9 protein-coding genes are annotated in these 16842 nt (G+C 60.5%); 7 read left to right on the forward strand and 2 right to left on the reverse strand.

Features of this window, described 5'->3' with window-relative positions:
- The first annotated feature begins 25 nt into the window (after window positions 1–25).
- The 4 genes from VJR68_RS15650 to VJR68_RS15665 all read left to right on the forward strand — a co-directional run bounded on the left by VJR68_RS15650 (window position 26) and on the right by VJR68_RS15665 (window position 5954).
- Window positions 26–1459: a glycoside hydrolase family 125 protein gene (locus VJR68_RS15650; RefSeq protein WP_324149191.1), complete on the forward strand. Its 1434-nt coding sequence runs from the start codon at window positions 26–28 to the stop codon at window positions 1457–1459.
- Between the two features lie 289 nt (window positions 1460–1748).
- Entirely contained in the window at window positions 1749–3881 is a 2133-nt protein-coding gene (locus VJR68_RS15655) for a response regulator (RefSeq protein WP_324149193.1), read from the forward strand.
- Between the two features lie 10 nt (window positions 3882–3891).
- Complete coding sequence (locus VJR68_RS15660; protein ID WP_324149194.1) at window positions 3892–4287, forward strand: response regulator; 396 nt, start codon at window positions 3892–3894, stop codon at window positions 4285–4287.
- Window positions 4284–5954, forward strand: a complete 1671-nt coding sequence (locus VJR68_RS15665; protein ID WP_324149195.1) for an EAL domain-containing response regulator — start codon at window positions 4284–4286, stop codon at window positions 5952–5954. Before VJR68_RS15660 ends, VJR68_RS15665 begins: the two co-directional genes overlap by 4 nt.
- Window positions 5955–6168: 214 nt before the next feature.
- Here the strand turns inward: VJR68_RS15665 and VJR68_RS15670 are convergent, their stop codons facing one another.
- Window positions 6169–7686 (reverse strand): FAD-dependent monooxygenase, encoded by a 1518-nt coding sequence (locus VJR68_RS15670; protein ID WP_324149196.1) that lies wholly within the window; start codon window positions 7684–7686, stop codon window positions 6169–6171.
- Window positions 7687–8027: 341 nt separating this feature from the next.
- On the opposite strand from VJR68_RS15670, the gene VJR68_RS15675 reads away from it, so the two are divergent.
- The 3 genes from VJR68_RS15675 to VJR68_RS15685 all read left to right on the forward strand — a co-directional run bounded on the left by VJR68_RS15675 (window position 8028) and on the right by VJR68_RS15685 (window position 15147).
- On the forward strand, window positions 8028–8576 hold the full coding sequence (locus VJR68_RS15675; RefSeq protein WP_324149198.1) for a hypothetical protein: 549 nt from the start codon (window positions 8028–8030) through the stop codon (window positions 8574–8576).
- A 321-nt stretch (window positions 8577–8897) separates the two neighbouring features.
- A complete protein-coding gene (locus VJR68_RS15680) occupies window positions 8898–11357 on the forward strand; it encodes a GH92 family glycosyl hydrolase (RefSeq protein WP_324149200.1) in 2460 nt (819 codons plus the stop codon).
- Between the two features lie 694 nt (window positions 11358–12051).
- Complete coding sequence (locus VJR68_RS15685) at window positions 12052–15147, forward strand: TonB-dependent receptor (RefSeq protein ID WP_324149202.1); 3096 nt, start codon at window positions 12052–12054, stop codon at window positions 15145–15147.
- A 585-nt stretch (window positions 15148–15732) separates the two neighbouring features.
- On the opposite strand, the gene VJR68_RS15690 is transcribed toward VJR68_RS15685, so the two are convergent.
- Window positions 15733–16797, reverse strand: a complete 1065-nt coding sequence (locus tag VJR68_RS15690) for an IS30 family transposase (RefSeq protein WP_324149203.1) — start codon at window positions 16795–16797, stop codon at window positions 15733–15735.
- Window positions 16798–16842 lie beyond the last annotated feature (45 nt).

A 16842-nucleotide genomic window follows, 5' to 3' on the forward strand; every position in this document is an offset into this window, starting at 1 on the left:
CTGCTAAAGGAGATACTTCAACGCCATGCCCACCCGCCGCGACTTTCTCAAACTGATCAGCACCACCGCCGCCGCTGGCATGGCCGGCATCACCTTGCCAGTCATGGCTAGCGCTGCATCCCACTACACCAGCAAGCGCCCTCCCGTCGCCAAGCGCAAATTCGTCAGCCAGGCCGTCGAGCAGCAACTCGCCAGCGTCAAGGCATCCATCACCGATCCCAAGCTCGCCTGGATGTTCGAGAATTGCTACCCGAACACGCTCGACACCACGGTGGAACTGGGCACGCTCGACGGCAAACCCGATACCTTCGTGATCACCGGCGACATCGACGCGATGTGGATGCGCGATTCCTCCGCGCAAGTCGTGCCGTATATCCCGCTGGCCAAGAACGATCCCGCGCTGCAACGGCTGTTTCGCGGCCTGATTCGCCGCCAGGCGCGCTGCATTCGCATCGATCCCTATGCCAACGCCTTCATGCCCGATCCGCATGCCAAGCCTTTGAAATGGTCAGTGCATGACAACACCGATATGAAACCCGGCGTCGGTGAGCGCAAATGGGAAATCGATTCGCTTTGCTACCCCATCCGCCTCGCACACGGCTATTGGAAGGCCACCGGCGACGTCGAGCCATTCGATGACGATTGGCGCACCGCGATGCATCGGGTGCTGAAGACGTTCCGCGAGCAGCAGCGCAAGCACGATCACGGGCCGTATCATTTCCAGCGAATGTCGGAAGTGCCGACGGAATCGCTGATGCTGGGCGGCTATGGCAATCCCACGCGGCCGAACGGGATGATCCATTCCATGTTCCGCCCCTCGGACGACGCCTGCCTGTATCCGCTTTCCGTGCCATCCAACCTGTTTGCCGTGTTGTCGTTGCGCCAGCTGGCCACGATGAGCCGCACCGTGCATCACGACGAGAGCTTCGCTTCGGAATGCGAAGCGCTGGCGAACGAAGTGGAACGGGCAGTGCAGCAGGATGGGCGCATGCGCGATGCCAATGGCCAGGCCTTTTTGGCCTATGAAATCGACGGCTTCGGCAATCAGCTGTTCATGGACGACGCCAACGTACCCAGCCTGCTCGGCCTGCCGTACCTGGGTTGCTGTGATCGCAACGATCCGCTGTATCGCCATACGCGCGAGCTGGTGTGGAGCACGCGCAATCCCTATTTCTTCCGCGGCAAGGCTGCTGAAGGCATCGGTGGACCGCACGAAGGGCTGCGCATGATTTGGCCGATGTCGATCATGATGTATGCGCAGACCAGCCTGGATGTGGCGGAAATCCGGCAATGCCTGACGTGGCTGCGCGATACCGATGCCGGCAGCGGCTTCATGCATGAATCGTTCGATCAGGATGATCCGGCCACCTTCACGCGCAGCTGGTTTGCGTGGGCGAATACGTTGTTTGGCGAATTGATCGTCGATATCCAGCGCAAGCATCCGGAGCTGCTGCGCTAGGCGCCGTAGGCTGGGATGAAATCCCAGCTTCGATAGCCACAAGGCAGCTGGGATTTCATCCCAGCCTACGATGCTGACTTTAGCCCCCTGTGGAAATGCAGACGCTTTTTCTTCACACGGCCTTCACGCATCGGTTATCAGATCGATGCAAAAGCTGCGATGACGGTGTGATTATTCACGGACCTCCTACATTCTTCTCGATAAGGGATAACATGTCCCCCGGCTGGCGCAGCAGCGCCATCCCGCGCAGAGGGACGTGAACCATGCGGGTGAGAGGGGGAATAGCCTTATGAAGCTACCTACGTCGGCCGGTAGGGCGGCCAAGTCCGTGGGAGCCGTGCTCCTGTTTGTCAGTATGCCCTTGCTGGCGAAGGCGCCGATCGGCGCACCAGCGCAAACCAACACGTCGGGAGATGGCGATTACCTGCTGATCGGCGCGCTGGTGTTGTTGCTGGTGATCATGGGTATGGGGCTGGTACTGCTGTACCGTCGTATGCATGCCCTGCAAGAAGAAATGCGCGCCAATGCGCATCTGCTGGACGACTTTTTCCAGCATTCCAACGTGGCGATGAAGGTGAAGGACAAGGATGGCCACATCCTGCGCGTCAACGACACGGCCGCAAGCCTCATGGGCCGCCCTGCCAACGAATTGCTGGGCAAGAAAGTCGACACGGTGGCGACACCCGAAACGGCCGAGCTGATAGGCAAGCACGATCACGAGGTGGTTCAGGGGCATGGCGTGACCGCCTATGAGGAACAGGTCAATTACCTCGGCGGTTCCTACACCTTGCTGACCCGGCGCTTTCCGATCACCGACGAACGCAATGCCATCGCCGGCGTGGGTGTGATCTCGATGGATATCACGCAACGCATGCACACCGAGCAGGAGTTGCGCATCGCCAAGCTGGAAGCGGAGGCCGCCAACCGCGCGAAGTCGCTGTTCCTGGCGAACATGAGCCACGAACTGCGCACGCCGCTCAACAGCATCATCGGCCTGAGTGAACTGACGTTCGAACAAGCCGAGGAACGCGAGGACCGCGAAACCGCCGAGATCATGCAGCGCGTGGTCAATGCCGGCCGGCATCTGCTCTCGCTGATCAACGACATTCTGGATATCTCGCGCATCGAATCCGGTCGCATCGAGCTGCACACCGAGATCGTGCATGTGCAGACGCTGCTGGAAACCAGCATCAATTCCATGCAGCCGCTGGCCAAGGCCAACGGCAACAAACTGCTGTTGGAGATTGCGCCCGGCGTGGATTTGGTGTGTGTCGACGTGACGCGCTTGCGCCAGGTGATCCTCAACCTCATCGGCAACGCGATCAAGTTCACGCGCAACGGCGAAGTGAAGGTGAAGGTTTCCAGCCAGCACGAGCAATTGCAGATTGTGGTGGCCGATACCGGCATCGGCATGACGCCGGAGCAATTGCAGCGCATTTTCGAGCCGTTCGAGCAAGCCGATCGCTCCATTGCACGTCGCTTCGGCGGCTCCGGCTTAGGCCTCACCATCTCTCGGCAATTGCTTGGGCTGATGGAAGGCCACATCAGCGTCAGCAGCGATATTCAATCCGGCAGCGTGTTCACCGTGACGCTGCCGATCGGCGACGTCAGCAGTGCCGAACCGCGTCCTTCCCTGGCCACGCTTGCGCTGCAGCCTGTACCTGGACGCAATCCGGTGGTGTTGGTGGTGGACGATGACGAAGATGCCTGCGAGCTGGTGCGCAATGCATTGGAGCGCGATGGCATCAACGTGGTCAGCGCATCATCCGGCGAACAGGCATTGGCGCTGACGCGCTCGCTGCGGCCGGCGGTGATGGTGCTGGATATCCTCCTTGGCGACATGACGGGATGGGACGTGCTCGCCGCCATCCGCGCCGATCCGGACCATGCCGAGTTGCCGGTGATTCTTTGCACGGTCACCGATCCGGACCAACGCACGGGTGTGCTCGGGGTGGTGGAGCATCTCACCAAGCCGTTCGATCGCGAACACCTGAGCCATCTGGTGCAGCGTTTCGTCGGCAACGCGAGCAGCAGCTCGCTGCTGGTGGTGGACGACGATGATTTCTATCGCGACTCGATCGCCAACATGCTGCGCCAGGCCGGCCACCAGGTGGATACGGCACCCAACGGCGAGCATGCGCTGAGCATCATGCGCAACCGTCCACCGGATCTGCTGCTGCTGGATATGGTCATGCCCGGCATGGACGGCCTGGCGGTGATCGAGGCGATGCGCACCGATCCGATGCTGGCGCCGGTGCCGATCATGCTGGTGACGGCGGCGGATATTTCGCCGGAGATATCCCGCAATTTGTATGAGCGCGCCGTGATGCTGGTCCGCAAGGACGCTCCCAACCATGTCGACGTGGTGTATCACGTCCATCGCCTGCTGGATAAGTTGCAGATACCCACCCATCGCATGTGAGGGGAGCAACATGACCACCGTGCTCTACGTCGAGGACGACGACGACAACGCATTCATGCTGGGTCGCCGCCTGCAACGGCATGGCATCGAGATACGCCACGTCGAGGATGGTGAAAAGGCGCTGATCGCGGCGGTGTGGAAACGACCTGACGCGGTATTGCTGGACATCAACCTGCCCGGCATCAACGGCCTGGAAGTGCTGCAAAAGCTGCGCGCCAATGAGCTCACCCGCGACGTGCCGGTGATCGTGCTTTCCGCGCACGTGATGGAAGACGACATCCTCAAGGCAATGCAGGCCGGCGCCAACGCCTTCGTACCCAAGCCGATCGAGTTTCCGAAGCTGCTGGACGCGCTGCAGCGCGTGATCAAACACGACAGCCCCGACCTTGAGGACAGCGCATCGTGAGCCCGGACGCTCGAATACTGATCGTGGACGATGACGAAAACAGCCGATTCATGTTGCGCAAACGGCTCAAGCAATTGGGCTTCCAACATGTGAGCGAGGCGCGCGACGGCGAGATCGGCTTGGCCGAGGCGCTGCGGCAACCACCGGACATCATGCTGCTGGACGTGATGATGCCGGGTTCCGATGGTTTGTCGGTGCTGCGCGCCATGCGTGCGGACGATCAATTGCGCGATATCTCCGTGCTGATGATTTCGGCGCACGATACGCTGGAAATGGCGGCGCAATGCATCGAGCTGGGTGCCGAAGATTACCTGGCCAAACCGGTGCTCATGCCGCTGCTGCGCGCGCGCATCTCGGCCGTGCTGGAGCGTCGCCGCCTGCGTGCCGTCGAGCATACGTTTCTTTCCCACTTCGATGCACAAACCGAACTGCCCAATCGCGCTGCGCTGTTGGAACGCACCGAGCGCATCATGGCCGCCGGCCGTTCATTAGCGCTGGTTGCGGTGGCGTGTAACAACCATGCCAACATCGCGCTCGGCACGGACGAGCTGCAAGCCGCCGCCTTGCTGCGCAGGCTGGCTGCGCACGTGCAAGCAAAGTGGGAACAAGTCGACACCGTCGCGCGCGTCGCCGAAAACATGCTGGGCTGGCTGGTACCGGATGTGCTGCCCGACCAGCAGCTGATTCTGGAGGTGCAAGCGGTACTCGGCATGACGCCGCATACGCCATCGCCCGCGCTCAGTTCGGTGCATGCGCTCACCGCCAGCATCGCCGTATGGCCGGCCGAAACCGCACCGGTGGAGGCGGCGGAACTGCTGCGCCTGGCCATGAACGAAGCCGCCCGCACCGATCCACTCAGCGACGAGCGCGTCATCCTCGCCGATCCGGCGCTGCGCACCCGTACCCGCACCGCACTGACCATCCATCAGCAACTGGAAGAAGGGCTGGAGCGTGGCGAGCTGGAGCTTTACTTCCAGCCGATCTTTGCCGTGCAGAACGGGCAATATCCGGTAGGCGCCGAAGCCTTGTTGCGCTGGAACCATCCGCAACAAGGCGTGCTTGCACCGGGCCAATTTCTGGATGCCATCGAGCACACGCCGCTGATGACCCGCGTCGACGCGTGGGTGATGGAACATGCCATCGCCAGTCTCAAGTCGTGGGGTGAAAACCTGCCGCCGTCGTTCCGCTTGCACGTGAACGTCACAGCACGCAGCCTTGCATCGGGCCGGCTGATGGACATTCTCACGACCAACCTGCAGGAGTCGGTGCGCAAGCATTTGGCGATCGAGCTGACCGAACGCTTGTACGTCACCGACATGCTTTCCTGCGGCGCCGCCTTGCAATCGCTGCGTACGCTGGGTATCCACGTAGCGCTCGATGATTTCGGCACCGGTTTTTCTTCCTTGAGCCACGTCAGTCTGCTGCCTTGCGATACCATGAAGATCGATCGCAGTTTCGTCAGCGGCATCGACGTCGACGTGCAGACGCGTCGCCTGCTCGAATCGATGATCGGCATGGCGCGCTCGCTGGGGCTCACGGTGATCGTGGAAGGCGTCGAGCAGGATGGTCAGCTCGCTGTACTGCGCGAGCTTGGATGTTCGTTCGTGCAGGGTTATCTGCTTGGACAGCCGCGGCCGGAGACGGATTTTTTGCGGCATTTGCATTGATGGCGGTTTTTTTCCAATCGATGCGAGCGACTGCCTTCTTCGCTGCATAGATGCCAATACTCGTCATTTCGGCGAAAGCCGGAATCCAGTCAAAGATGATGTGCGCAGCACACGACCTAAAGGTTTTGTGTGCTTCGCACGACGTATTTCACTGGATTCCGGCGTTCGCCGGAATGACGAGTATGGAGTTTACGACGGCTGCTTATGCAACGCATCACGCCACGCTTGTCTGCCTCTCGGCGGCCAGCCCAAACCAAGTCGTGAGCGCATCAACCAACCCTGCTTGCGCCCCTTCACCCACCCACGCCACATAGCCATCGGGCCGAATCAACACCGCAGCAGGCGCATTCACCGCGCCGATCACCGGCAACTCCCACGCACCCGTGTGGGTAGCTTCGATCGATCGCACTCGATCGGCCCATGGCGTGATGTCGATATCACCCGAGGTACCGAAGTTGATCAGCACTGGCCGAGCATCATGCAGCAGCGTGAAAACCCGCACCGTCCCGTCGACAGTCGCCACATCGAGATCCGGCATGCGCCGTCCCAGCAGCGGATGCCCTTCACCAAAGTCGTAATGCACATCCAGGCCCGACATCATGCCGGCCAATCGCTTGCGCGGCGCGTCCATCGCCACCAGTTCGGCAACGACATCACCCAGTGCCTTGGTGCGTGCATCGGTGCGGCGAAGCGCTGTTTGCGCCATCGTGTTGTGCAGCACGCGCGCACCCACCGGATGGCGTTCGGCATGATAGGTATCGAGCAAACCTTCCGGCGATATCCGCTTGATGACTTGCGCCAGCTTCCAACCCAGATTCACGGCATCCTGCACGCCGATATTCAAGCCTTGACCGCCAACCGGAGGATGCACATGCGCGGCATCGCCGGCCAGCAGTACGCGTCGCTCTCGATACGCCGCCGCCTGGCGAGTCATGTCCGTGAATCGCGATATCCAGGTGGGGCGATGGATGCCGTAATCGGTCCCGTAAACCGACATCAACGCTGCACGGATGTCGCACAGCGTCGGTTCGCCAGCGGGCCCCAGTTGCGCTTCGGTAAGCACCAGGTGTGCGCGCCCATCTTCCAACTTGCCGATGGCTTGCATGCCGGCGTCGGTATAGCGAATGCCCCACTCGGGCTCTTCCGCCATGTCCGCCTCGGCGATCAACCAGCTCATCGACGGTTCCCATCCCGCGAATTCGATGCCGGCCAGTTTGCGAACCAGGCTGCGTCCGCCATCGCAGCCGACCAGATATTGCGCGCGCAGCGAATGACCATCCGACAATTCGACATCGACGCCGGTGTCGTCTTGCATGAAACCTATCACTTCGCGTTCGCGATAGATGGGCACGGCCAACTCGCTCACCCAATCAGCGAGAATGCGCTCGATATGCTTCTGCCATAGCCCAAGCACGTAGTTGTGCCGGGTGGGAAAATCACTGATATCCAGCTGCGTGTGAAAGTGCAGGAACGGATACGTTTTCCCTTGCGAGAGGAACCGACCGGCGATACCCCGTTGATCGAGCACCTCGATACTGCGCGAGTGCAAACCACCTGCACGCGAACCGGCCAGCTCCTGGTTTACGCGTCGCTCGACAATCGCCACATCAACGCCCGCCAACGCCAACTCACCCGCCAGCATCAATCCGGTGGGACCGCCTCCGGCAATCACCACCGCATGCGTACTCACCGCCGCACTCACCTTCGCAACACACTTCGACATCACGCCCATTTGACGACTCCGCTTTCACAGGTTCCGGCAACGGCGGGCGATGCTGCAGCATGACCCCGGCCTTACGGCAAGGCCCGGGGTGCGATATATTCTGAAGCGGGAGAGGAGAGTCCTCTTTTTTTGCAGCCACGTAGGCTGGGATGAAATCCCAGCACCGTGAATCGCAAGCACGCCGGGATTTTGTCCCAGCCTACCTAACCTCAATCCCACACACCGAGCTGATGCGGACGTGCCGAAGACACCTGCACGTAGTATGGGCTCCACTCGCCGCTGGCTTTGGCGACAGGGACGCCCGTGCTGGCGGCCCCTTTCCGAGCTACCATGTCAGGCGCTCACCGTTCATGAGGCCGGCTGTCTTGAGTGTGCCAAGCATCAGCAGTTCGCAGCCGATAAGTGGCCTTTTTCCAAGCCACTCCGGTCATGACAGGAAATCGCTGCCGCCGGCACCTGCGGTCGTGGCGGATTCGTCGACGGCTGCTGCGGAACCGCTGGCTTCGGCGATTGCATCGGCACTCACGCAGCTCGGGCTGATTCCCAGCGCCAACGCAACCAGTGGCGCGTCTAACACCGCCACGACAAGCGATACGCCCTACGCCTCGCTTACTACGCGGCAGAACGCAACGCAGCCGATACAGCAGTATCGAAGCATGGCATCGTCGTTCTCCAACCTCGCTCAAGCCTTGGGCGCCAATACCTCATCCACGGCAAGCGGCGGCAGCAGCTTGCCGACGGTGTTCCAAAGTCTGTGGACTTCGCTTGGCGCGTCATCCGTCGATGCTTCAAGCGGCGCCATGCCGAGCTTGCCCTCGTTTTTGAACACGTTGGCGCGCAACTTGAGCGAGAGCGGTGTCAGCGGGTTGCGCGGGGTGTTTGTCGATACGGTGGCTTGAGGTATCAGCGGTTGTCCTGTCCGGTGCGATGTCGGGCTATCAGGACAAGGGTGGACAGCGCCGATAAACGCCAGCCGTGCAGTTTTGCACTGCCGCAAATTTTTGATTAAACCTATTTGAATCAACAAATTAACGTCGACAAAGAAAAATTTGGATCGAGACAAATTTTTCGTTTACAGTCGTTCGGTAGTCTTGGCCTGATCAGCCAAGCCCTAGCCTTACTAAGTGAGTGCGTTTTGCACGCGATCGGGGTGATGGCTCCGCGAGCGTTTCGCAGACGCCTTTGCTTCCACGACAACGAGAAATCTGGGGAGTAGCAACATGGTGTCACGTCGAAGGTTCCTGCAGGGTTTGGGGGCGGCGGCTGCGTTGGGTGGTTCGCTGCCTGCGCTGGCGCGTTTGGCGAAGAATCCGGGTGCAGCCTCGGGGTCAGCCGGTGCTGCCGCATCCAAGGCCAGTGGCGTGTCGCGCTATGTCGACGTATTCGTCGGCACCGGCGGGCACGGGCATACCTATCCGGGCGCATCGATGCCGTTCGGCATGGTGCAACTGAGCCCCGATACGAATGACGCCGGCTGGGATGCATCGTCCGGTTACCACCAGGGCGACGGTTCGATCATGGGCTTCTCGCACACGCATTTGAGCGGCACCGGCGCGGCGGACATGCTCGATGTGCTGGTGATGCCGGCGCAAGGCGAGGTGCTGCTGCAGCCTGGCGATCGCGGCCTGCCGGACAAGAATTACCACTCGCGCTTCGATGGCGTGGCCAGCTCCGGTCCGCTGCTGACGGAACACAACAAAGCACATCCCGGCCGCGGCTATCGCTCGCGCTACAACGCGGAGCATGCACGTCCCGGCTATTACAGCGTGCACCTGACCGATCACGACATTCGCGCGGAGCTTACCGCGAGCATGCGCGCGGGCCTGCACCGCTACACCTTCCACGGTGCCGGCAGCGGACATTTGATGGTGGATTGGGCGCACGGCTTCCACGACGACTACAAAGTCCCCTGCAAGGTGACCGATGCGCAGCTCAAGCTGGTCGGCAACGACACGCTGGTCGGCAGCCGGCGCGTGCATCAGTGGGCGGATGGACGCTACATCTATTTCGCCATGAAAGTGTCGCGGCCGTTCTCGCAAGCCATACTCTATTCGGATGACGTGGCGGCGCCTACCGGTACCGGCGAACTGAAGGGCACGCACCTGAAAGCCGTGCTGCATATCGACGACGTCGCCAAGGAACCCGTGCTGGTGAAGGTCGGCATTTCCGGTGTAGACATCGAAGGCGCCATGCGCAATCTCGATACGGAAATTCCCGCCTGGGATTTCGATCAGCTGCAGCAGGCGGCCGCCGATGCGTGGGAGCAGGAGCTCAGCCGCATTCGCGTGGAATCCTCATCGGAACGCACGCTGCGCGTGTTCTACAGCTCGCTGTATCACACGATGCTCGCGCCCACGTTGTTCAGCGACGTCGATGGCCGCTATCGCGGCATGGATCTGGCCGTCCATCAATTGCCGCAGGGCCAGAACAACTACAGCACTTATTCGCTGTGGGATACGTATCGCGCCTTGCATCCGCTCTACACGCTGTACCAGCCCGAACGTGTGCCGGACTTCCTCAATTGCCTGGTGCGCATGGCGGAAGAAAGCCCGGAAGGTCCGGCCGTGTGGCCGCTGCAGGGCGTGGAAACGGGTTGCATGATCGGTTACCACTCGGCGGTGGTGCTGGCCGAAGCACAGGCGAAAGGCTTCACCAGCATCGATTACGCCAAGGCCTGGCCGATCTATCGCAAGCGCGCGATGGAAGACGATTACCGCGGCCTGACCTACTACCGCAAGCTCGGCTACATCCCCAGCGACAAGGAACCGGAAGCCGTCAGCAAGACGCTGGAATACTCCTACGACGACTGGGCCGTGTCGCACATGGCCGATGCGGCAGGTGAAAAGGAACTGGCGAACAAGCTGCGCGAGCGTTCGCGCAATTACCGCCACGTGTTCGACACCAAGCTCAACTTTGTGCGCCCGCGCGGTGAAAACGGCGAATGGCTGGAACCGTTCGATCCACGCGGCATGGGCCATTCGAAGGAATGGCGCGATTTCACCGAATCCAATGCCTGGCAGGCCACTTTCCTCAACCAGCATGACCTGTACGCGTACATGGGTTTATTCGGCGGCCCTGACGTGTTCGAGCGCAAGCTGGATGAACTCTTCACCACCAGCCCCAAGTTGCCGGCGGATGCACCGCCGGATATTGCCGGCATGGTCGGCCAGTATGCGCACGGCAACGAGCCGAGCCATCACATGGCTTATCTGTATGCGTACACCGGCTCGCACTACAAGACGCAATCGCGCGTGCGCATGTTGACCGAAACGATGTATCCGCCGGATCCGGACGGCCTTGCCGGCAATGAAGACTGCGGCCAGATGAGCGCGTGGTACATCATGAGTGCGCTGGGTTTGTATGCGGTCGATCCGGTAAGCACCAACTATGTGTTCGGCAGCCCGGTGCTCGATCATGCCGAGATCAAGCTTGGCGACGATCGCAAGCTGGTGATTCGCACGTTCAACAATGGATCGAACCGTCCGTATATCCAATCGGTGACGTGGAACGGCAAGCCGTGGACGAAGAGCTGGATCAGCCATGCGGAACTGGCTGCTGGTGGCGTGCTGGAATTCCATATGTCGGACACACCGAACATGGCGTTCGGAACGAAGCCGGAAGATCGGCCACCGGCGTTCGGCCTGGCGGCAAGCGACGTGGTGGCGATAGATGCGGGCTGATCGCGCGGGGCAGGTTTGATATGACGAGCCCGATGCGATGTGCGGTCGTATCGGGTTTTTTCTGTGCGGCTTTCTACAATGCGCTTGATACTCGTCTCCCCGGCGAAAGCCGGGGCCCAGTGCCTTGATGGTTAAGCAAAGTTGCTAGGCCCCGGCTTTCGCCGGGGAGACGGATCAGAGGGAACGCGTACTTTCATGGCACTTCCAGAGAAGACGGAATAAAGCGTCGAACATTTAGACGTCCAATTGTCGACGCAGGCCATTTGCTTGATGTTTAAGGCCATTGATGCGCGAAACGCATTTCGCACACGAACTTCATAGCAAACTCGACACCTAAGGTCTTGCATCGCGTGTGGGGCGATGCAAAAACGGTGACGTGATCCCAGCATGTCACCATCGGGTCTGTTTCCTGCACTCCCTCCAAGAAGGGAATCGGACCCTCGAAGCCCCGGCAACCAGTCCCCGGTTGTCGGGGCTTCATTCTTTTTGTCGCGCACAACGTGCAACGGCATGCGAATTGTCGTGGCAGGCCAACAATTTGTGATCGCGGGCCAAAGGTGTAAAGCGCAGCCGATGCGCGTTATGGCGCGCGGTAATGTGAAAAAAACATTCGCATAGCCGAACCGTTTTTCTGCACTTCCCGCTGGGCTTGGCCCGGCGCGGATCGTTATTGCTCTTTGTTGGGGAGAAACCAATGCATCGTCGTGAAAACAAGAATCTTCCATACAAGAAGATGGCCTGGGCTGTTACGTTGGCCCTTGGCCTGGGAGGCGGCGCCGTGCTGGCGCAAAGCACGTCGGGTTCCATCTACGGCACGGCCGATCCGAGCGCGCAGGTATCGGTGATCAACGAAGGCAGCGGCGCCTCGCGCAGCATGACGGTGGGCGCGGATGGCCGTTATCAGTTCACCTCGCTGTTGCCCGGCAAGTACCAGGTGAACCTGGTGGAAAACGGCAAGACCAGCAGCCAGGAAGTCACCGTGCTCGCCGGCCAGGGCGCCAACGTGAATTTGGCCACGACAGCGGCGAAGAACCTCAGCACGATCAGCGTCACGGCCAACTCCACGGCGTCCGTCGACGTGTCGTCGGTGCAGACCAACACGGTGATCACCGCCGAGCAGATGAAGACGCTGCCGATCGAGAAGAACGTGACGGCCGTTGCGTTGCTCACGCCAGGTGCGGTGAAGGGTGACTCCTATTTCGGCAACCTCGCTTCATTCGGCGGATCGTCGGTCGCGGAAAACGCTTACTACGTCAACGGCTTCAACGTCACCAACCAGTTCGATTCGCTGAGCTTCTCGCAGGTGCCGTTCGAAGCGATCGACCAGGAATCGGTGCAGGACGGCGGCTATGGTGCGGAATACGGCAACGCCACCGGCGGCGTGATTTCGGTGAACACCAAGCGCGGCACCAATGAATGGAAAGGCGGCGTGGACATCACCTGGAACCCCGCCGAAACCATGGCCAGCGAGCCGAACACGTATTTGAACAACGGCAACATGTCGTACTCGGCGCGCGGCAACAAGAACGCGTCGGTCGGCAACAACAGCAGCTGGAACCCGATCGATTTCACCTCGCGCTGGAATGCGTGGGTGGGCGGCCCGCTGATCAAGGACAAGCTCTTCATGTTCGCCCTGGTCAGCCAGACCAAGACCGAATCGGACTACTACAACCCGATCACCCAGGCAGGCAGCGGCGGTTACCAGCAGCAGACCGAGAAAGACCCGTACTGGCTGTTGAAGCTGGACTGGAACATCAACGACAGCAACATCCTCGAGTACACCGGCTTCAACGATACGCGTCACTACAGCACGGACGTCTATTACTCGGGCTTCACCGCCGACAACACGCCCTACCACTACGATTACCAGGGTCGGGTGACCACCAAGTACGGCGGCCAGAACAACATCCTCAAGTACACCAGCTACATCACCGACGACTTCACGCTCACCGCGCAGTACGGCGAGAATCGCAACAAGCGCTACAACACGGCAGTGGCAGCGGATGGCACGGTGGAGAGCTACGATGGCCTGATCACCAACGAAGCCTCGGGCTGCCCGACGATTGTCGATGACCGCAATCCGGTGCTGGCCGGCACGGTTTCCCCGTACACCCATTGCAACTTCGTGCCGGGCGGCTTCCTGACCGCGTACAACAGCGAAGACACCCGCAAGTCGTTCCGCCTCGATCTGGAATGGAAGATCGGCGATCACGACATTACGGGTGGCTGGACGCGTGACGTCACTACGTCGATGTATGGCCAGGCTTATGAAGGCGGCGCATTGTGGGAATACTTGCCGGACAGCTCCACCTCGGGCGCTGCGGCCAGCGAGAACTACGTCGAAAAGGTCGTCTTCAACACCGGCGCAAAGGTCAGCGTGACCCAACGCGCCGAGTACCTGCAGGACAACTGGCATGTCACGGATAACTTCCTGGCGCGCATCGGCGTGCGCAACGATCAGTTCAACAACAAGAACGCGCTCGGCCAGACCTTCGTGCGGCAGGATCACAACCTGCAGCCGCGCCTGGGTTTTGCCTGGGACGTGCATGGCGATTCGTCGCTGAAGGTGTACGGCAGTGCCGGCGATTACTCGCTGCCGATCGATGCGGGCGTCGCCGTTCGCGGCGCTGCGGCGTCGGTCTACAGCTATCAGGCTTTCAGCTACACCGGCGTGAACGCCAGCACCGGCGCGCCGACCGGCCTGACCGCGCTTGGCCCGGTGGAGTACGCCAATGCCGAAAGCGGCGTGGCGCCGGCGGCTTCCTCGTATGCGCCGCAAGGCCTGAAGCCGTTCAAGCAGCGCGAGTTCATTCTCGGTGCGCAGCAGCAGTGGAACGACTGGACATTGGGCATCAAGGGCATCGTGCGCCACGTGCTCACCGGTCTGGATGACGAGTGTGATTTCCGCCCGATCGCCAAGTACGCCGATTCGGTCTACGGCTTCGACTACTCCACCACCTCGCTCAGTCCCGCGTTGAACAGCGGTGGTGCCGTGGCATCCACGCTCAACGGCTGCTTCATCAACAATCCGGGCAGCGGCGCCACGCTGTATCTGCCGCTGGATCCGAACAACCCGAGCAAGCTGTACAAGGTGGTATTGAGCGGCAACGACATCGGCGAGCCAGCTTACAAGCGCAATTACTATGCGCTTGAACTGACCGCCGAGCGCAACTTCAACAACAAGTACTACCTCAATGTGTCGTATACATTTGCCCGCTCCTACGGCAATACCGAGGGCCTGGTCGACTCCAATATCGGCCAGGCGGATACCGGCACCTCGGAGTTGTTCGACTATCCGGAGCTGATGCTCGGCAACAACGGCAACCAGACCAACGACCATCGCCACACGTTGAAGGCTTACGGCGCCTGGCGCATCACCGATCAGTGGCAGGTTGGCGCCAACCTGATCGGCCAGACCGGCCGTCCGGAGAACTGCTACGGTGATGCGCCGATCGATGCGGAAATCAACGGTTACGGCTCCACCGGCGGTTCGCCGTATCTGTATTGCTACATCGACGGCGTGGGCACGTACGTCTCGCGCGGTTCGGCCGGCACGACGCCGACGTTGTGGCAGCTGGATCTGAGCGGTTCGTATCACCCGCATTGGATGAAAGGCCTGACCTTGCGCGCGACGGTGTTCAACGTGTTCAACAAGCACACGGTGCTGTCAGTGAACGAAAACCAGAACGCCAACAGTGGAGCGTCGCTGTACACCACCACGACGTATCTGACGGCGACCGGTTATCAGACGCCGCGGTATCTGCAGTTGAATGCGGAGTATGACTTCTGATGGGGTTTGCGCCCTCCCCTGTTGTTTACGGGGGAGGGATATCGCGCAATGCGTAGGTTGGGTTAGCGCGGCGTAACCCAACACAGTCGAAGCCATCTGATTACACACATCTCGCATTGGTTGGCTACGTGGGTGTGGACGTTGGTGCGATGATGTGTGATATAGCGCCAGGGTGCCGCCTGCGCGGCGGGCGTTTCGACTGCCTGTCGGCAGCCGAGTCACTTTTCTTTGCTGGCCCAAAGAAAAGTAACCCAAAGAAATGGCCTGAAAGGCTCTTGGCTTAGAAAGTTACAAGCCCGAACGTTTATCGCCAGAGAGATAAATTGCCACCTCAGGTTCTACGTCCCGGCTATACCGCAACGCGCCGGAGCGCTGAGGCAAGTACAAAAAGCGTGTTGCCGCATCCCACGTTACGCGTCAGCCAGAACTGCTTTTGATCCATCTGTGCCGCAACGCCACGACGCATTGCGGTATAGCGGGAACGCAGAACCTGGGATGTAAATCCTTGACCTGGCCTCGAACGTTCCGGCTTGTAACCCACATAGCGCCATGAGCTCTTGAGGCCATTTCTTTGGGTTGGCGGAGTCAATCTAGAAGTGCATCATCAATTTGATCCGCCAGATCGTTTCGCCCCAGTGCGCGCATGAACATTTCAGCGGGGCAGTGGTAATCCAGGGTCGCTCGTGGGCGAAGATTCAAACGGCGCGCGATCGCATCCAATTGGCGCTGGGTGTAAAGCGAAAGATCTTCGCCTTTGGGTAGATACTGGCGTAGCAAACCGTTGGTGTTTTCGCAGATGCCACGCTGCCAAGGGCTATGAGGATCGGCGAAGTAGATCGCTAGCCCCGTTCGGCGTGACAGCGTCTTATGCAACGCCATTTCTTTGCCTTGATCATAAGTCAGTGTTCGGCGCATCGACGCGGGAAGCGGCGCGAAGGCGCGGCTAAATCCCTCTAGCGCTTCCTGGGCCGAACTGCCGCGCAATTTGACCAACTTCAAAAACAGGGTCTGGCGATCCACCAGTACACCGACCGGCGCCGTGCTGCGTGTGCCTTTGATCAGGTCACCTTCCCAATGCCCTGGCAACAGCCGTTCATTCGCTTCCGGTGGCCGGTCATGGATGCTGGGCAAATCGGGCATGCGGCCACGCCGATCGGCGCCCTGACCACGAGGACGACGGGCGCATTTGTGTTGCCGCAGCAACGCCACCAGCGCTTGCCGCAGCTGCCCGCGTGGTGCGGCATAGATAGCGGTGTAGATCGTCTCGTGGGACACGTGCCAAGCCGGTTGGTCAGGGTGCTGACGATGCAGTGTGCGGCTGATCTGTTGCGGGGACCAGCCCTTGGTCAGCAAACGTTGCACGTGCCGCCACAGGCGTGAGGTCGGTAGCAATTTACGTGGGCGGCGCGCTTTACGGCGTAGTCGCGCGGCGCGTTGCCCGGCTCGCTGAGCATCGTAGGCTAACCGTGGGCGCCCCATGAAAGGGCGCTCTGTGGGCTCACGATGACCGTTGCGAGCTAGCTCTCGTGAAATGGTGCTGGGTGAACGACCGAGCCACGCCGCCAACTGCCGGGCACTCTCTCCGCGTGCTTTGCCCACCATGATCGCGCCGCGTTCTTCGGCACTTAAATGACGGTAATTCCCTGCCATGCAGCACCTCGATTGGGGGTGTTGCACTTAAGTCTAGAGACCGCC

The organism is Dyella sp. (assembly GCF_035277725.1).
In the GTDB taxonomy this organism is placed as follows: Bacteria; Pseudomonadota; Gammaproteobacteria; order Xanthomonadales; family Rhodanobacteraceae; genus Dyella_B.